Annotated in this window: 15 protein-coding genes; 9 read left to right on the forward strand and 6 right to left on the reverse strand. The window is 60.1% G+C overall.

From position 1 onward, the window contains the following. Position 1 precedes the first annotated feature (1 nt). Genes ACT3UA_RS02320 through ACT3UA_RS02335 form a run of 4 tightly spaced genes read left to right on the forward strand, consistent with a single transcriptional unit; the run spans position 2 to position 3,082 of the window. Entirely contained in the window at positions 2-676 is a 675-nt protein-coding gene (locus ACT3UA_RS02320; RefSeq protein WP_444615417.1) for an alpha/beta hydrolase, read from the forward strand. Next, positions 673-1,578: a carbohydrate kinase family protein gene (locus ACT3UA_RS02325; protein ID WP_444615418.1), complete on the forward strand. Its 906-nt coding sequence runs from the start codon at positions 673-675 to the stop codon at positions 1,576-1,578. Before ACT3UA_RS02320 ends, ACT3UA_RS02325 begins: the two co-directional genes overlap by 4 nt. Then, the gene (locus tag ACT3UA_RS02330; protein WP_444615419.1) at positions 1,575-2,369 is read left to right on the forward strand and encodes an HAD family hydrolase; all 795 of its coding nucleotides are present in this window, start codon (positions 1,575-1,577) and stop codon (positions 2,367-2,369) included. Before ACT3UA_RS02325 ends, ACT3UA_RS02330 begins: the two co-directional genes overlap by 4 nt. Then, positions 2,366-3,082 (forward strand): glycerophosphodiester phosphodiesterase family protein, encoded by a 717-nt coding sequence (locus tag ACT3UA_RS02335; RefSeq protein WP_444615420.1) that lies wholly within the window; start codon positions 2,366-2,368, stop codon positions 3,080-3,082. Before ACT3UA_RS02330 ends, ACT3UA_RS02335 begins: the two co-directional genes overlap by 4 nt. On the opposite strand, the gene ACT3UA_RS02340 is transcribed toward ACT3UA_RS02335, so the two are convergent. Then, the gene (locus tag ACT3UA_RS02340; protein ID WP_444615421.1) at positions 3,079-4,218 is read right to left on the reverse strand and encodes a mandelate racemase/muconate lactonizing enzyme family protein; all 1,140 of its coding nucleotides are present in this window, start codon (positions 4,216-4,218) and stop codon (positions 3,079-3,081) included. The genes ACT3UA_RS02335 and ACT3UA_RS02340 overlap by 4 nt on opposite strands. 342 nt (positions 4,219-4,560) lie before the next feature. Between ACT3UA_RS02340 and ACT3UA_RS02345 the strand changes: the two genes are divergently transcribed. The 4 genes from ACT3UA_RS02345 (at position 4,561) to ACT3UA_RS02360 (ending at position 8,799) form a co-directional block, all read left to right on the forward strand. Then, positions 4,561-5,487, forward strand: a complete 927-nt coding sequence (locus ACT3UA_RS02345; RefSeq protein ID WP_105554076.1) for a carbohydrate ABC transporter permease — start codon at positions 4,561-4,563, stop codon at positions 5,485-5,487. Continuing rightward, positions 5,480-6,454, forward strand: a complete 975-nt coding sequence (locus ACT3UA_RS02350; RefSeq protein ID WP_444615422.1) for a carbohydrate ABC transporter permease — start codon at positions 5,480-5,482, stop codon at positions 6,452-6,454. The genes ACT3UA_RS02345 and ACT3UA_RS02350 overlap by 8 nt, the downstream gene beginning before the upstream one ends. A 72-nt stretch (positions 6,455-6,526) precedes the next feature. Further along, positions 6,527-7,882, forward strand: coding sequence for a Gfo/Idh/MocA family protein (locus tag ACT3UA_RS02355; protein ID WP_444615423.1), 1,356 nt, complete (start codon positions 6,527-6,529; stop codon positions 7,880-7,882). An 8-nt stretch (positions 7,883-7,890) separates the two neighbouring features. Further along, a complete protein-coding gene (locus ACT3UA_RS02360) occupies positions 7,891-8,799 on the forward strand; it encodes an NAD-dependent epimerase/dehydratase family protein (RefSeq protein ID WP_444615424.1) in 909 nt (302 codons plus the stop codon). 36 nt (positions 8,800-8,835) lie between these two features. Here ACT3UA_RS02360 and ACT3UA_RS02365 read toward each other — a convergent pair whose 3' ends face one another. Genes ACT3UA_RS02365 through ACT3UA_RS02385 form a run of 5 tightly spaced genes read right to left on the reverse strand, consistent with a single transcriptional unit; the run spans position 8,836 to position 15,436 of the window. Next, on the reverse strand, positions 8,836-9,930 hold the full coding sequence (locus tag ACT3UA_RS02365; RefSeq protein WP_444615425.1) for a M24 family metallopeptidase: 1,095 nt from the start codon (positions 9,928-9,930) through the stop codon (positions 8,836-8,838). Positions 9,931-9,958: 28 nt separating this feature from the next. Next, positions 9,959-12,064: a DUF6807 family protein gene (locus tag ACT3UA_RS02370; protein ID WP_444615426.1), complete on the reverse strand. Its 2,106-nt coding sequence runs from the start codon at positions 12,062-12,064 to the stop codon at positions 9,959-9,961. 47 nt (positions 12,065-12,111) lie between these two features. Then, positions 12,112-13,020: a sugar phosphate isomerase/epimerase family protein gene (locus tag ACT3UA_RS02375; RefSeq protein ID WP_444615427.1), complete on the reverse strand. Its 909-nt coding sequence runs from the start codon at positions 13,018-13,020 to the stop codon at positions 12,112-12,114. Further along, positions 13,017-14,273, reverse strand: coding sequence for a dihydrodipicolinate synthase family protein (locus ACT3UA_RS02380; RefSeq protein ID WP_444615428.1), 1,257 nt, complete (start codon positions 14,271-14,273; stop codon positions 13,017-13,019). Before ACT3UA_RS02380 ends, ACT3UA_RS02375 begins: the two co-directional genes overlap by 4 nt. Further along, the gene (locus ACT3UA_RS02385) at positions 14,270-15,436 is read right to left on the reverse strand and encodes a Gfo/Idh/MocA family protein (RefSeq protein WP_096282950.1); all 1,167 of its coding nucleotides are present in this window, start codon (positions 15,434-15,436) and stop codon (positions 14,270-14,272) included. Before ACT3UA_RS02385 ends, ACT3UA_RS02380 begins: the two co-directional genes overlap by 4 nt. 165 nt (positions 15,437-15,601) lie before the next feature. On the opposite strand from ACT3UA_RS02385, the gene ACT3UA_RS02390 reads away from it, so the two are divergent. Then, entirely contained in the window at positions 15,602-16,591 is a 990-nt protein-coding gene (locus ACT3UA_RS02390; RefSeq protein WP_444615429.1) for a LacI family DNA-binding transcriptional regulator, read from the forward strand. Positions 16,592-16,742: the final 151 nt, after the last annotated feature.

Raw genomic sequence — 16,742 nt, forward strand, 5'->3', positions numbered from 1 at the left:
CATGCACTACGGGGCGCATCAGGACCAATGGCTGCGCTTCTACGCGCCGCAGGAGGCCACCGCGCGCGGTGCGGTGATGATCATCCACGGCGGATATTGGCGCGAAAAGTACACCGCACGGCTCGGCGAACCGCTGGCCATGGACCTGGCCGCCCGCGGTTTCCCCACCTACAACCTCGAATACCGGCGCGGGCCGGGCAGCGCAGCAAAGATGCTGGCCGATGCCCGGCTGGCGCTGGCCTTGATCAAGGAAGAAGGCCCGATCACCCTGATCGGGCATTCCGCCGGCGGGCACCTCGCGTGTCTGCTCGCCGCCCATGAGGAGCGGGTCAGCCAGGTGATTTCGCAGGCCGGCCTGCTCGATCTGCAGCTAGCCCGGACGCTGCGGCTGAGCAACGACGCGGTCAGCGAAATGCTCGGCGACTGTGATCTGTCCACGCTGAACCCCGTGGAATTATGGCCGATGGGGGCGCGTGTCGTAATCTTTCATGGACGGGCCGACGCGGATGTCCCGGTGAAAATTGCCCGGCGCGCGGCCGATCATGCGGCGGCACTCGGCCAACAGCACTCCTTGCGGATTTTTGATGGCGACCATTTCACTTGGATCGACCCGTCCAGCCACCAGTGGGAGGCGTGCGTCAAGGCGCTGTACCCGCTGCACTACAAAGGAGCATGATGAACCCGACGGTCATAGGCGAGGCGCTGGTCGACGTATTGGCCTCCGGAATTGCCCCGGCGCAAGAATTTGTGGGCGGAAGCCCGCTGAACGTTGCCGTCTCACTGGCCCGCCTAGGCTACCCGGGCACCCTGATCACGCGCTGGGGGCAGGACGAAAAGGGTGCAAAAATCGAACGCTTCCTGGCGGAGAACGAGGTCAAGTACCTCGGCGGCGCGGATGACGAGCCGACGGTTATCGCCCACGGAATCCTGGACCCCGCCGGGGGCGCGACCTTCGCGTTTAACGCCTTCTGGCAGATGCCGACCATCGGCCCCGAACTGGACCAGGACTCCGAGCTGGTGCACACCGGATCCATTGCCACGCTCTTCAGCCCCGACGAGCTGCTGCCCTTGCTGGCCGCAGCCCGGAGCCACGCCACCATCAGCTATGACCCGAACCTGCGCCCCTCGCTGGTGACCAACCACGCCCAAACGGTTGCCGAGGTGGAGCAATTCGTGGGCCAGGCGGATGTCGTGCGGGTTTCGGGGATCGACCTGAAATGGCTCTATCCGATGCGCTCGGTGCACGAGTCGGCCCGCGCCTGGTTGGCTATGGGTCCGGCGATCGTCGTGGCAACCGCCGGGTCGCGCGGCTCCTGGGGAGTGGTGCGCGCGGGCGAATCCGAACACACGGCACAGGCCGTCGAGGTCACGGACACCGTGGGCGCCGGGGACACCTTCACCGCGGCCCTGCTGTGCTGGCTGGCCGAACATGGGCTGATCGGCGCGTCCAATCGTGAAAAGCTGGCCCGGCTTGCGGTGGATCAGCTCGACCAGGCCCTGGATTTTGCCGCCCGCGCGGCGTCGGTCACCGTGGGACGCGCCGGCGCGAACCCGCCGAGCCGCGAGGAGCTTTCATGATCAAGCTGATCGCCTCGGATCTCGACGGAACCATCGTGGCGCGCGATGGCAGCATCAGCGACCGGACGCGCCGCGCCTTCCTGGACGCCCGCGAGGCCGGAATTCATATCGTCTTCGTTACCGGCCGCCCGTTCCGCTGGCTCACCCCCATCATCGAGGCCTTCGGCGGGATGGGGACGGTGATCTGTTCCAATGGGGCCGTGCTCTATGACCTGGAGCAAGACCGCGTCATCTGGTCCCGCACGCTCAGCTCGGCCACCGCCAGGGCGGCGGCCGAAATTATTCTGAAGCATGAACCGAACGCCGCCTTTGCGGCCGAGACCACTCGCGGATTGCACCTGGGCGAAAACTTTGCCGAACGCCACCGGACCCTTGGCAGCCAGTCGGTAATGGATCTAAACTCAGAAGCCATCGACCAGGAGGGGATCGTGAAGTTTTTGGCCCGCTCCAAAACTCTGCCCATCGATGAGTTCTACGCTGCCGTCGCCCCGGAGCTGGAGAAGCTTCTGTCGGTCACCCACTCCGCATTCGATGTTTCGCTGCTGGAAATGGCCCATGTCGACATCCACAAGGCCACCACTCTCGATGTGTACTGCCGCGAGCTGGGCATAACCGCCGATGAAGTCATGGCCTTTGGGGATATGCCCAACGACCTGGAGATGCTCGAATACGCAGGCCACGGTTATGCGATGGCCTCCGGCCACCCGCTGGCCTTGGCCACCGCGCAGCACACCGCGGACACCCTCGAGGCCGACGGAGTCGCGCAGGTCATCGAGGATCTGCTGAAATGACCTACGCGTTCACGCACCGCGGCGTCCGGCGGGACGGCGAAGAGAATACGCTGATCGCCTTCCAACGCGCGTGGGACCTGGGCATTACCCACTTGGAAACGGATGTGCGAGCCTCCAGGGACGGCACCGTTTACGCCTTCCACGACCAGAGCCTGGACCGGGTGACCGATGCCACCGGGCCGCTGGGCGAGCGTACCGACGAAGAACTTGCTTCGGTGCGTGCAGGCGGGCAGCCGTTGTGCACGCTCGCCGAATTATTGCGCAGTTTCCCCGATGCGCTGATGAATGTCGATGTCAAGGACGAGGCGGTGATCGCGCCGCTTGCGCTTTTGATCGAAGAGCTGGGCTGCCACCGGCAGATCGCCTTGGCATCATTTGATAGCTCGCGCAGTGCCGCGGTGCAGCATCTCATTGCTACCGAAATGAAACGTTCCCCCGGTATTCGTGAGACGGCGTTGATCTGGTTGTGCGCCATGGTTTTCGGCCGCGTGCCCAAGCGGCTCATTAGGGATTTCTGGGCCGTGCAGGTGCCCCTTAAATACGGATTTCTGCCGGTGGTTACCTCGCGTTTTATCCGTGCGGTGCACGGCGCGCGGGTGCAGGTTCATGTGTGGGTCATCAATGATGCGCCGAGCATGCGAATGCTGATCGAGAAGAACGTGGATGCAATTATTAGCGATGAGGCCGAACTGCTGGTCAAGGTGCTCGGTTAGTTCAGCAACACGCGTTTGACCAGATACTTCTCCAGAACCTGCACATCTGGTTCGAATCCCAGGCCGGGGGCTTGCGGCAGTGGGATCGCTCCGTACTCAGTCATGGCAGATTGATGCGGAGCGTGCAGCGGGTGCAAGGTTTGCTCCCATCTGACAAACGGAATCTCCAACTCTGGAAGCGGCGTCCCGTTGGTGAGAACCTGGGGTGGATCGAGGGCCAGAATTTGAGCGCTCGCAAGCAACGCAGGCCCGTAATAGAAGTTGTGCGGCACCACCGGAACGCCGAGCCGCTTGCCCGCCTGGCGGATCTCAAGCATTCCCGAGATTCCACCGATTTTGCCGACGCTCGGTTGCGCAAAGCTGAGCGCTTTGGACTCCATGGCTGAGATGAGCCCGGCAACTCCCGAGTGATTCTCCCCGGCGGAGATGTTCGCGAAGCGGGCGTTGAGCTCACGAAGCGCCGTCCTGGAATCGGGGGGAAAGATGGGTTCCTCAACCCAGAGCAGATCGAGTGCTTCAAACTGTGCGATCGCCTGCGTGGCGCTATCCAGATCCCAAGCGCAGTTGACGTCGACCATAAGCGCCGAGCTGCCAATGCTCTGGCGGGCTGCCGCGATGGCCTCGCGGGTGCGTTCATGCAGTTTGAAGGCCGTAAATCCCAGGCTTTGCGCCTGCTTCACGTGGGATGAAACTTCATCCGGATCTTCGGCGTAATGCACCAGAGAGGCGTAGGCGTGGATCTGGTCGCGTGCGCCGGGCTCAATGTATTCACGCAAAGTCGCTCCGGCTTGTTGTGCTTCGAGGTCCCACAATGCGATGTCCATAGCCGAGAGCGCGTAATGCACCGGTCCGGTCCGCCCAAAGGCATGAAATGCATACTCGGCCGCGGGCATGGAATTGGCGATCCCGGTTTCTTGGCCGATAAAAAATGGGCCGACAATCTCTTGCAGCGCCGCCCATGTGGCGGGGTTCGATTTGTGGCCAAAGGCTTCACCCCATCCGGTAAGCCCGTTTTTGGTACCGACCTTGACCATCAGGGATTCCATGTGGGTGAAATTTCGCGACGATGCATTGAACGTATCGATTGATTCCACATCGGAATCTTCGAGTTCTTGGCGCCCGGCCTCGAAAGGCATGGAGATCAGAAGCAGTTCAATAGACTGAATGTAATCCTTTAAGTTCTCGTTGACTTGAGTCAATGCATCAATCTTTCGTTTTCTCTGGGGTATTTTCCGGCTTGGCAGGGTGCGGGGCGTGAGCCTTTGGTGAATTGTGGAACCGTTCAGTGAATTGCTGCACCCAATGTGGTTGACCTCACGTTGGTTTTTAGTTTAGCGTGGGGGAATACGCTTTGGAAAGCGCATTCCTAACTATTAGTTATTCAGCTTCTCTAGGAAGCATCAAACCGAGGAGTCAGCCATGTTGGTCCACACTCGCCAGGGGTCCCAACGCACCCCTTCGAACGAGGGCGTTGGTCAATGAGTGCCATTGCTGAATTATCAAGACTTAGCAAAACCAAAGGCCGCAAGGCTCCCGCCAAAGACAACAAGGCCGGCCACCTCTTCTTGCTGCCGTGGACTATCGGGCTATTCCTGATCACGCTGGGCCCGATGGCAATGTCCCTGTACTTGTCATTCACGGACTACAACCTCTTGCAGGCCCCGGAATTCGTCGGCATGGACAACATCGAACGGATGTTCAGCGACGATCGGCTGCACAATTCGCTGCGCGTGACGTTTACCTATGTACTCGTCGGCGTTCCGCTCCAGCTCGGCGTCGCGCTCGGCGTCGCCATGCTGTTGGATCGCGGAATGCGCGGGTTGTCCTTCTACCGCTCGATCTTCTACCTGCCCTCGATGCTCGGCTCATCCGTAGCCATCGCGGTGCTATGGAAGCAGATCTTTGGAACTACCGGGCTGGTTAACCAGCTCCTGGGACTCGTGGGCATCGAAGGCATGGGCTGGATCTCCGATCCGAGCACTTCACTGAGCAGCCTCATCCTGCTCAACGTGTGGACCTTCGGCTCGCCGATGGTGATCTTCCTGGCGGGTCTGCGCCAGATCCCTGCGATGTACTACGAAGCCGCGTCGATCGACGGGGCCACCAAATGGCGCCAATTTGTCAGCATCACTCTTCCGATGCTGAGCCCGATCATTTTCTTCAACCTCGTACTGCAGGTGATTGGCGCCTTCCAGAACTTCACTCAGGCATTCATCGTCTCCAATGGTTCTGGCGGACCGGCGGATTCAACAATGTTCTTTACCTTGTATCTCTACCAGCAGGGCTTCAAGCAGTTCGATATGGGCTACGCCTCCGCGATGGCTTGGCTATTGGTCCTGATCGTCGGTGGTTTCACAGCACTGAACTTCTTCGTTTCTAAGTATTGGGTGTTCTACGATGACTAATCAGACTTCAACTTCGCGCGAGGAACTAGACGCGAATAAATTGACGGCACTTGACGAAGAAGCGCTGTTTGGGGGTCGACCTCCCCTGGGCGGAACCGATTCCAAGGGGAAAAAAGTCAAGGGCCACCGCCCCAGCGCACGAACCCGTGCACGTGCGATCATCAAGCACACCATTTTGATTCTGGCCGCGCTGATCATGATCTACCCGCTGCTCTGGATGATTGCCAGTTCCTTCAGGCCCAACGATCTGATCTTCCGCGAAGCCGGTCTGGTGATCTCGAGCGTGGAATGGGAGAACTATCCCAACGGTTGGAGCGCACTGTCGGAACCATTCAGCAAATACCTGATGAACTCGGCCATCGTCGTGCTCGGTTGCATCCTAGGAAATCTGGTTTCTTGTTCGATGGCGGCCTATGCCTTCGCCCGCCTGGAGTTCAAGTTCAAGAAGATCATGTTCGTGCTCATGCTGATGACCATCATGCTTCCCATTCACGTCATCATCGTTCCGCAGTACATCATGTTCTCGCAGATCGGTTGGGTCAACACCTTCTGGCCTATCATCGTTCCGAAACTGCTAGCCACGGACGCATTTTTCATCTTCTTGATGATTCAGTTCATCCGCGGCATTCCCAAGGACATGGATGAAGCCGCGCGCATCGATGGCGCGGGCCACCCACGCATCTTCTTGCAGGTCATCTTGCCATTGATGGTGCCGGCGCTGGCCACCACCGCGATCTTCACCTTCATCTGGACCTGGAGCGACTTCTTCACCTCGCTGATCTACCTGACAAATCCAAGTAACTACACGGTTCAGGTGGCGTTGAATGCCTTCATCGACTCGACCGGCGAATCGAACTGGGGAGCGTTGTTCGCAATGTCGATCATTACTCTCGTTCCGGTTTTCTTGGCCTTCCTCTTCGGCCAGAAGTTCCTGATCAAGGGCATCGCCACTACCGGCATCAAATAACCACAAGGGATGGGCTCGGCTGAAACGTTCGAGCCCATCCGCTGGTCAACGATTTCTTAAGGACCCACCCAGATGACTGCACCTACCCGTACCCGGTACGTACTAATCGGCACCGGAAACCGTTGCGAAATGTACCTCACCGCGATCCTGGGCGAGCACACCGACGTCGCCGAGCTCGTGGCACTATCCGATCCAAACCCCGGGCGGATCGAGTACTACCAAGACGTTGTGGAACAGACGTTCGGGCAGCGCCTGGATGCCTTTGATCCGGCGCAACTGGCCGACTATGTTGCCGAGCACGAGATTAACCGGGTGATCATCACCAGTCCGGACTACACCCACGCAGACCTCGTTTGCGCCGCGCTCCGTGCCGGTGCTGATGTGATTGTTGAAAAGCCGCTGACCATCGACGCCGCAAGCACCACGCGTATCGCGGCGGCGGTTGCGGAAACCGGCCGAGAAGTCATCGTCACCTTCAACTACCGCTACTCACCGCGCAATACCGCGTTGAAGAAGGCCATCGATGACGGATTAATCGGCGAGGTAACCTCCATCGACTTCAGTTGGGTGCTCGACACCGTGCATGGTGCGGACTATTTCCGCCGCTGGCACCGGATCAAGGAGAACTCCGGCGGTCTGCTGGTGCATAAATCAAGTCACCATTTCGACCTTGTGAACTGGTGGCTGTCCGATACCCCGCAACGGGTCTTTGCGGCCGGAGGGTTGAAATTCTACGGCCCGGATAATGCCGCGCGGCGCGGGCAGCAGGCCAGTGAACGTGGAACCCACGAACACAGCGAGGCAGATCCCTTCGACCTGGATCTACGCAGCGACCGTCGCCTGGAGAAGCTGTACTTGGATAGCGAACATCATGACGGATACCGCCGCGACCAAGGAGTATTCGCAGGCGAGATCGGGATTGAGGATAATCTGGCGTTGACGGTGGAGTACGAAGGCGGCCCGGTGCTGTCCTACTCTCTGAATGCGCACAGCCCCTGGGAGGGGTACCGGGTGGCAGTCAACGGCACCGCAGGACGCCTGGAATTGGATGTGGTCGAGCGAGCAGCGGTGCTTCCTGCCGCAGGGGGAAATCCCGTGGATCCGTCCTTCTCGGACGACGGACAGAATACCGCGGTGCGCTCCAAGGGGGAGAGGCTGGTCCTCCAGCGCCACTGGGGGCCGGCCGAGGAACTGGAAATCATCAACGGGGAAGGTTCGCACGGCGGCGGGGATGCACTGCTGCTGGAGGAGCTCTTCCGCGGCACCACAGTCGACAGGTATTCACGGCAGGCCGGATTCCTCGATGGAGCGCGAGCTATCGCCGTGGGAATCTGCGGCAACCAATCCCTGGAATCTGGTCAAGCGGTAGCCGTAGAACAGGCCGGACTTGGTGTTAGTTTATCCCTCGTGGAACGGGTTCAGGTGTAATCGGAAAAATGAGCGAGAAAGTTATTATCACTGGCGGATCAGGCCGTCTAGGTCGTGCTGTCGTAGCCGGATTTGCCCATGCGGGGCACCATGTTGTGTCCTTGGACCGAACCCTTCCCGAGGATCCTCTGGACGGTGTCGACTACCGAAGCGTGGACCTCTTGGATGCCGCAGCCACTTGTGCATTGTTCAAGGAAGCCACCCCGCAGGCGGTAGTCTCCCTAGCGGCCATGGCGGTGCCCTTTATGGCGCCGGAGGAAGTGCTGCTGCGCACCAACGCAACGATCGCCCACAACGTCACCTCAGCCGCCGTGGAATCCGGGGCAACCCGCGTGGTCCTGGCCTCCAGCCCATCGATCATGGGCTACGGAGCCCCGGGCGGCTGGAAGCCTGGCAAGCTGCCGCTGGACGAGACCGAAACCCCGCGCCCGTGGCACGCGTACGGCCTTTCCAAATACGTTGCCGAACAGATCGGGGCAATGTTCGCCGCAAAGATGGGCCCAGCAAGCACGGTCAAGTTCGCCTCCTTCCGGCCTTGCTATGTCATTGCCGAAGAGGAATGGGCTGGTGCCATAACGCAGCAGGGACACACCGTGGCCGAACGCTTGGCCGATCCTAAACTTTCGGCTCCGGCGTTGTTCAACTACGTGGACGCCCGGGATGTCACGGATTTTCTGCTCTTGCTGCTGGAACGCTTTGACCGAGTGGAGAATGGTTCGGTCTTCTTTGTGGGGGCCAAGGACGCCATGGCTACCTCCCCATTGTCGGAGCTCATCCCGGAAATCTATCCAGAGCTGGCGGAGCTGGCGGCCAACCTGACCGGGGATTCTCCGGCTTTCAGTATCGAGAAGGCTCGAAGCGTCATCGGCTGGGAGCCAAAGCGCAGCTGGAGAACCGAATTGAAACATCAGGTCTAACCGGTCTAGCGGGGGCTCACTTCCTGCTCTGCGGTTTCAGCGCGCCAACACTGCGGGGCGATCCAAATTGCCTACCCGAATCACCGGCCACCGGGGATCGACGCTGAGTACTTCCACGGTTGGCTTACCGCCATGCTCGATGAGCAGGACGGTATCCTCAACTTTAAAGGTCATTGCGTCCTGTACCGCACTGGGATTCCACGCGTAAGCCTGATTCGCGCGGATGAGGTCGGTAGCATCTGGGGTCAGGCGAGGGTCTCTGCCGTTGTAACCGGCAATCCCACCTTGGTGATGGTTCTGCCATTCTTGGGGATCGAAACCATGCAGAGGATACGCGGCCTGAACGACGGGGAGCATCGATCTTAGTTCGGTGCCCGGTTGCAAGGATCTGAAAATCTCGTGCTCCACCTGAAGGATCGCGTGCTCTGCTTCCAGCTCTCCGGGCAACGGGTCGCCAAAACGGACCCACCGGGTGACATTGGCGATCAATCCACTGCGGCGAACGCAGAGTACCGCCATGGCTTTGCGCCCAAGCAGGGCCTTTGTGGGCAGGGGGTGACGGAATGCCGAGCGAGAATCCCCGCAGACCAATGCCACGAGCACTTCGCCGCCGAGGCTGATTGCTGCAGCACTGAGCCTGGCGGCAATATCCCGTTCGGAGTCTTCGGGGCTCGCCTCGCCGAGCACTTGCGTGAAAATACCGGCGACAGCCACACAGAGACCTCGGTACCTGCTGACCTCGGCGTCGCTTAGAACGCTACGCAAGCCGCGCAGCTGCACCTCAACTCGGGCCTCGGACAAGACCTCCAGTCCACGCACCTCTGGATACCATGCCGCATAGTCGTCGAGGGGCTCGTACCAGTCCAGGGCGTGCAATCGGGCCCCGGGGACTCCGTCCAGTTCTTCGGCAAGCAAGCGGTCCGCTTCGCTCAGCGGGGTGGCGATCTCACAACCTTTCCGGTGCACCAACACACGCAGGACCGGAGGACCCGCCAGCGAAACATGGGTTCGAGCGCCGGCTAGGTACCACGACAGCGAAGCAGCGGTGGATAACAAGATAGCGTCCGCACCCAGCTCGTCGAGCAGATCTACCAGCTGGGCATGTTTGAGGTTATATTCATTGAGGGGCATACTTCTCCTGCCGAGATGGAATAGGAAGTTATTCTTGACTGAACGTTTCGGCCAGCTGGGCACTTTGCTGCTTGGTGAGTGCTCCATCAACGACCAGAATCCGAACCTTGCGGCTGGCCAAGGCTCTCGGCTCCAGAATCACCGGGCTATCCCACGCCAGCGATGCTCCGATGCCGGGATATCCCGAGTACCGAACAAACCATGGGTCATTCGCCGTGGAACAGAAGATGAGCGTTGCGGCCCCATGGCCCAGGTCGCGGGAATTCAATCCCACCGAATCGGCGGAAAAAACTGCGCTAAACGCCAGCCAATCACTGGTGGAGCCATGCACGGCCGATTCACCGGAGGCATTTGCCGTATAGATTTCGCCCCGATGCACGGCCGGCAGGCGCCAGAAGAATCCGCCATAGCCGCCCTGGTCCCGCCCGTTGGAACCAGGAGACCCCAGCGATACCTGCTGGTCGCGCGCCTGCAGGGCAAACTCAAAGTCCAATGACCAGCCTCGGATTTGCAACCGTTCAAAAGCCTCGGCTCGAACGGTACGGTGTTCATCAAGGAGCACTTGTCCATGGTGGTCAACCCATTCAAGATGTGAAGTAACAGCGGAATTGGATTCGTTGAATTCCTCGCAGACGGCGCGAATGTGCCCATGGTCAGCTTTCCAGAGATAACGCCCAGCGGAGCGCGTGTAGGTTCGTCCGCCCCAGAAATTGGTTCCATTGACATCCTGCAGCGCGACTCCCAGACCGAGATGCCAGGTGTGGTCCAGGGGTTGCTGGTCACTGACGGTGACACCGTCGAGCGTGCGCAGCTGATCAAGGAATGGGCGTGGTGAGTTTGTCGGGGCAATGTCCGTTCCGGTGCGTAGCCTCGCAACCTCCACGGGATCGCCACTTATCGGATGGGCGATCTGGAGTGTTCCGCTAGTGGGTGCCGGCTTGGCCCACGGGGCTCCTAGGGAAGAGAACGCAGTTTGCGCGGCCACCGCGCGGTCAATGAACTTCTCGATGTCCGGAACCACCGGATGATATTCTCCATCTTCGCCTACGCCATAAACATCGCTGCGGCAGATCGCTTGCGGATCGGGTGAGGTCCGCACCTGTTCGAGGACTTTCATGAACGCTCCGGCATTTTCCACGGGGCACAGCAGTTTTGGCGCTGCGCCGCTTCGCACATCCACAAGATTTTCGAGCAGGTTAACTCGACCGAAGCTGCGGATATATTCTTCACCGCCGAGATCCGGGTTGGGGCGAACCACCAGCTCGTCTCGTGTGTAGTACAGGGTTGCTTGGCCTTCGGTCCCGTAGACGGTGACCCACGGGTCGCGTTGCTCGGCCGCGCACACGGTTAATGCGGCAGTCACCGGGATCCCCTTCACCGTGCGCAGGCAGAGCACCGAGGTGTCATCGGCTTCGATATCATGGGCGCGGTAAAGCTCGGTGGAAAGTTCGGCGACATCCTCGGCTCGGCGTGCCCCGGCAATGTGCAGGGCACTCATCACCGCGTGGGCCAACGGATTGGTGATGACCCCGTCGGCAATGTGGATGCCATCCAGGACTCGGTGGCCGGCCCAAGGCGCCCGATCATAGTACCCCTGAGTGCGCAGCCAGGTACCGGAGGCACCGACAGCGCGCAACTCGCCGATGGGTGAATCACGCGCATCATCAACAAAAAACTCCTCGAGAGCCTCTAAAGCCAAGGAGCCAACTGCCTGAAAACCGACCTGCACCCGGGCTCCGGCCTCCCGGGCAGCAGAAAGCAGTTCCTGGTATTGCGCGAAGGTAGCCGTAGGAGGCTTCTCCAGGTACAGATCGGCGCCGGTCACAAGTGCCTTGAGTGCCAGTTCATGGTGGGTGTTGATTGGCGTCGAAACAATGATGATATCCGGGCTGATACCGGCGTCGATCAGCGCATCAAGGGAAGCGAATATGGGGGTATCTTCACCGCGGATGTCCGGCCCCGGATCGTCGGGGCCGGCACCGGCCACAAAATTGGCTTTGCCCAGTGCAACGAGGCGGTGGATGTTCAGCAGGTGCTGGCGTCCGAACCCGTTCAGCCCTACTAGCGCGATCCCCGGTACTCTGAGATCCGGCGCATTCGTTGTCGTGGCACCTTGCTGCGAAGAGTCGGTCATACCCGTCCTTGGTTAATGTCGTTGACTAAGTGAAATAGGGATACGAGCTAGTTGGCCGCACTCGCCGGAAGCACCCCGGAAGCTTCATTGAGGTGCGGGAGCACTAGCTGCTCGTAACGCTCTTTCATGGTGCGAATGGTCAGCGCCGCGGCTTGATTATTAACTTGTTCGTTGAAGATCTCCACCTCAACGGGACCGCGGTATCCGGCTTGGGCGACCCAGCGGGAGATGGAAGCGAACTCAATGTATCCATCGCCCATCATGCCCCGTGACTGCAGGGCATCGCGGGCGATCGGGAGGTTGAAGTCGCAGATCTGGTAGCTTGCTAGTCGTCCCTCGTGGCCGGCCCGCTGAATTTGAGCTTGAAGCTGGGGATCCCAGAATACGTGGAAGGTATCCACCACGACACCCACGGTCGAAGTCGGGTAGGGAGTGGCCAAGTCCAGGGCCTGGCCCAAGGTGGAGAGCACCGCGCGGTCGGCCACGTACATGGGGTGCAGGGCTTCGAGAACCAGCCGCACGCCATGTTCGGCGGCGTAGGGAACCAATTCCCCCAGGGCCTTGGCGACGCGATCGCGGGCCGCAACAATGTTTTTGTCGGCCCTGTCCCCTTGTCCACCGAGGATATGCGCGGCGGCGGGAAGCCCGCCCACAACCATAATCAGCTCGTTGGCTCCGATGATGGCAGCCTCGCGGATCGCTTCGCGGTTCGATTCCAACGCTTCGCTTCGCCCCGCAGCCGAATTGCTGGTCAGGAAACCGCCGCGGCACAGCGTGCTTGCCTTCAACCCGGCGCCGCCGATGATCTTCGCCGCCGGTTCTGCCCCGCCCACGTCGCTAATGAGGTGGCGCCAGGGACCAATATGGCTCAGGCCCGCCTCGGCCGCTGCCTGCACTGCTTCGCGCAGATTCAGCTGAGGGGTCGTGCCGGTGTTCAGTGCCAGTTCGAAGCTCATGCGACTCCAGTCAGAGTTGGGACGGGGGAGAACACGCCATTAATTTCCAATAGCTGTTTCAGGCGTTCAGCGGCTAGCTCGGGATTCAGCAACAGACCGGCCTGATCGGCCAGGACAAACGTGCGCACCAGATGCAGAATCGAGCGGCCGGCATGCAGTCCGCCGACCATTTGGAAACCGGCTTGGTGCCCGTTGAGCCAGGAAAGGAAGGCAATTCCGGTCTTGTAGTAGAACGTCGGTGCGGAAAAAATATGCAGTCCCAGATCCCGAGTGGAATCCAGGATGGTGCGTGCCCGCTGTCCATCTCCCGCATCGAAGGCCTGCAGCGCGGTCGAGGCCGCCGGGTAGATTGCAGCGAAGATGCCTAGCAGGGCATCGGAGTGCCTGGTGCCGTCGCCTTGGATAAGTTCCGGGTAGTTGAAGTCGTCACCGGTGTAGAGACGGACACCCTGTGGCAGCCGTGCGCGCAAATACTTTTCATGCTCGGCATCCAAAAGCGAAACCTTGACGCCATCGATCTTGGCCGCATGGTTCTCCACCAGGCTGGCGAAGGTGGCGGTTGCCGTCTCGATATCGGTGTCCCCCCAGTAGCCAGCCAGCGCTGGATCAAACATTTCCCCGAGCCAATGCAGAATCACCGGTTCGGTGGCGGCCTCCAGCAGGGTGCCGTAGACGTTCAGGTAGTCTTCGGACGATTCGGCGGCGCGGACCAGCGCCCGCGAACACATCAAAATGACCTTCGCCCCGGACCCTTCAACGAGTCCCAGCATCTCCAAATAGGCGTCTGTGACCCGGACCAAGTCGCCGGCCTGCACACTGAGCGGATCCAGCTGGTCGGTGCCGACTCCGCAGGCCAGCAGGTCACGCACGCTACGCCCGGTCAGCGCCGGATAGCTATTGCTGGCAACTACCCTTGCCGCTTCGGCGGCGGAACGTTGAATGAGTTCCCTGGTCGCCGCGTAGTCCAAGCCCATGCCACGTTGAGCGGTGTCCATGGCATCGGCGACGCCTAAACCGTAGGACCACAGTTCGTGGCGGTAAGCCAAGGTTGCTTCCCAGTCCAAGGCGGCCGGTGCCCCCGGAGTGTTATCGGCGGTCATCAGCGGAATTACGTGGGCCGCAGCGTAGACCTTACGTGTGCTGATCGGTGCGGAGGGGCGGCGAAAATCGCCGGGGCCGGAGAGCGTGTAGCTGTAGGGTTCCCCGTGCTCGTTGGGCAGGATGATCGTCGGTTGTGCTTGTTGCTGGCTCACAGGGTGATCTCCGGGATGTCGATGGTGCGCCGTTCGGCGCTGGACTGCAGGCCCAACTCGGCAAGCTGCACGCCACGAGCGGCCGACAGCAAGCCGTAGCGGTGTTCGCGGCCGGCCACGACATCGGCCAGGAATTCTTCCCACTGCAATTTGAACCCGTTGTCCAGATCCGCGTTGGCTGGCACTTCCAGCCATTGATCGCGGAAGGATTCGGTGACCGGAAGGTCCGGGTTCCAGACCGGCTTGGGTGTGTTGGCTCGCTGTTGGGCGACGCATTTGTTCAGACCTGCCACCGCGGATCCGTGAGTTCCGTCGATCTGGAACTCAACGAGCTCGTCGCGATAGACACGCACCGCCCAGGAGGAGTTGATCTGGGCAACAACTTGATCTCCGGCAGGAGTTTCAAGTTCAAAGATTCCGTAGGCGGCGTCATCCGCGGTTGCCTCGTAGGGCGCACCCTTTTCATCCCACCGGGTGGGGATGTGTGTTGCGGTTTTGGAGGTAACTGATTTGACCTTGCCGATGATGCCTTCGAGGACGTAGTTCCAGTGGCAGTACATGTCCGTGGTCATCGATCCGCCATCGGCCAGCCGGTAGTTCCACGACGGACGTTGGGCTTCCTGGATTTCGCCTTCGAAGACCCAGTAACCGAATTCTCCGCGCAGGGACAGGATCCGGCCAAAGAAGCCCTCGTCGACAAGCCGGCGCAGTTTGACCAAGCCTGGCAGATACAACTTGTCGTGCACTACGCCGGCGGTAATGCCCTTGCTCTTGGCTTGGCGCGCCAGGTCTACCGCTTCGGTAAGGGTTTCGGCGGTCGGTTTTTCGGTGAAGATGTGCTTACCGGCTGTGATGGCCTTGGACAGGGTGTCGTAGCGTAGCGACGTCATCGAGGCGTCGAAGACGATGTCGACGGAGCCGTCGTTGATTAGCGAGTCGAGGTCGGTGGAGTAGTGCTCAACGTTGTGGAGCTGGGCCAGTTCCTTGAGTTTCGCCTCGTTGCGGCCAACGAGAATTGGCTCGACGGTCACCTTGGAACCGTCGGGCAAGGTAATTCCTCCCTGATCACGGATCGGCAGGATGGAGCGGAGCAGATGCTGCCGATAGCCCATGCGGCCGGTGATGCCACTCATGGCGATGCGAAGTACTCGTGGTTCTGTCATGGGGGTGCTCCTCGTGCAAGGGATTGTTCAAGAAAGGAAATGGGAATGCGCTTTCCACGATAGTGTTGCCCAATTAGTGTGTCAACCATCTCCGTTCAGGGAGATAAGCTTGTTCAAAATTGCAATGGGTGATAAGGATTTCATGTGGCTATTCGACTAACTGACGTGGCTAATGAAGCCGGAGTTTCATTGGCAACCGCATCGCGCGTACTGAACGGGTCGGCGCGCAAGCCTGCCGAGGAAATCTCCCTCCGAGTTCGTGCGGCGGCAGAGAAATTGGGTTATTTCCCCAACGCACAGGCGCAAGCGCTTGCCCGATCCTCGACAAAGCTGGTGGGCCTCGTGGTACACGACATTGCCGACCCGTATTTCTCGTCCATTGCACGCGGGGTGCAGCGCGGGCTGGACGCCAGTGGCATCCAACTGCTGCTGACCAGTACTGGCGCGGAACATGACCGGGAAATAGCTGCCGTTCGCGCCTTCATGTCACACCGGACCGACGCTATTATCATCTCGGGAACCCGGCGCTTGAGCGGTGATCAGGAGCTCATGGAATTGCTGGAAAGCTACCAGAGCAATGGTGGCCAAGTGGCGATGATTGGGCAAACCTTTCCCGCAACGGGCGGAATTCAGGTCGATAACGCCGGGACCGCAAGCGACCTGGCCGGGGAACTGCTCAAGGCCGGTCATCGCCGTTTTGTCGTTTTGGCCGGCGACCCGAACTTGGTGACCGCGAAACATCGTGCCGACGGGTTTGTGTCCAAGCTTGAGCGCTCCGGCGTGCCGGTTGAGGAAGTGCTCCACGGAGCTTTCTCGCGCGAGGGGGGTTATTTGGTCATGAGCGACTACTTGCGACGGTATCAATCCACCGAATACACCGATCCGGTCTGTGTCTTCTGCGTATCTGACGTCATGGCACTGGGGGCGATTCGCGCAATTCGCGAGCACGGCTTGCGGATTCCCGGCGATATTGCGATTGCCGGCTTCGACGACATCCCAACGCTGATTGATGTCACCCCGTCGGTGTCTACCGCCCGCCTGCCGCTCGAAGAAATGGGCCGCATGGCCGGCGAGATGGTTCTTACGCATAGCGATTCGAAGCTGCTGGTCGTTTCGGGAACCCCGGTTTTGCGGGAAAGCACCGGGAATCGCTGATCCGTCGATACCTTTTTGGAATCATTCGATTCAAAGGTGTCATCGACATATTCCCACTTCGACCTTGACTCGTGAGCTGAATCACATCTAGATTACTTGGGAAGCGCTTTCCATTCGCGTCGGCGCACAGATGTCTCGACACTGAGTAAAC

The organism is Glutamicibacter sp. 363 (genome assembly GCF_052379505.1).
Classification (GTDB): Bacteria; Actinomycetota; Actinomycetes; order Actinomycetales; family Micrococcaceae; genus Glutamicibacter.

What these genes read in the sequence shown, in the direction of transcription:
- ACT3UA_RS02320 (WP_444615417.1), top strand. Translation starts at nt 2, where the DNA reads ATGCACTACGGGGCGCATCAGGACCAATGGCTGCGCTTCTACGCGCCG.
- ACT3UA_RS02325 (WP_444615418.1), top strand. Translation starts at nt 673, where the DNA reads ATGATGAACCCGACGGTCATAGGCGAGGCGCTGGTCGACGTATTGGCC.
- ACT3UA_RS02330 (WP_444615419.1), top strand. Translation starts at nt 1,575, where the DNA reads ATGATCAAGCTGATCGCCTCGGATCTCGACGGAACCATCGTGGCGCGC.
- ACT3UA_RS02335 (WP_444615420.1), top strand. Translation starts at nt 2,366, where the DNA reads ATGACCTACGCGTTCACGCACCGCGGCGTCCGGCGGGACGGCGAAGAG.
- ACT3UA_RS02340 (WP_444615421.1), bottom strand. Translation starts at nt 4,218, where the DNA reads ATGCCTTTCGAGGCCGGGCGCCAAGAACTCGAAGATTCCGATGTGGAA.
- ACT3UA_RS02345 (WP_105554076.1), top strand. Translation starts at nt 4,561, where the DNA reads ATGAGTGCCATTGCTGAATTATCAAGACTTAGCAAAACCAAAGGCCGC.
- ACT3UA_RS02350 (WP_444615422.1), top strand. Translation starts at nt 5,480, where the DNA reads ATGACTAATCAGACTTCAACTTCGCGCGAGGAACTAGACGCGAATAAA.
- ACT3UA_RS02355 (WP_444615423.1), top strand. Translation starts at nt 6,527, where the DNA reads ATGACTGCACCTACCCGTACCCGGTACGTACTAATCGGCACCGGAAAC.
- ACT3UA_RS02360 (WP_444615424.1), top strand. Translation starts at nt 7,891, where the DNA reads ATGAGCGAGAAAGTTATTATCACTGGCGGATCAGGCCGTCTAGGTCGT.
- ACT3UA_RS02365 (WP_444615425.1), bottom strand. Translation starts at nt 9,930, where the DNA reads ATGCCCCTCAATGAATATAACCTCAAACATGCCCAGCTGGTAGATCTG.
- ACT3UA_RS02370 (WP_444615426.1), bottom strand. Translation starts at nt 12,064, where the DNA reads ATGACCGACTCTTCGCAGCAAGGTGCCACGACAACGAATGCGCCGGAT.
- ACT3UA_RS02375 (WP_444615427.1), bottom strand. Translation starts at nt 13,020, where the DNA reads ATGAGCTTCGAACTGGCACTGAACACCGGCACGACCCCTCAGCTGAAT.
- ACT3UA_RS02385 (WP_096282950.1), bottom strand. Translation starts at nt 15,436, where the DNA reads ATGACAGAACCACGAGTACTTCGCATCGCCATGAGTGGCATCACCGGC.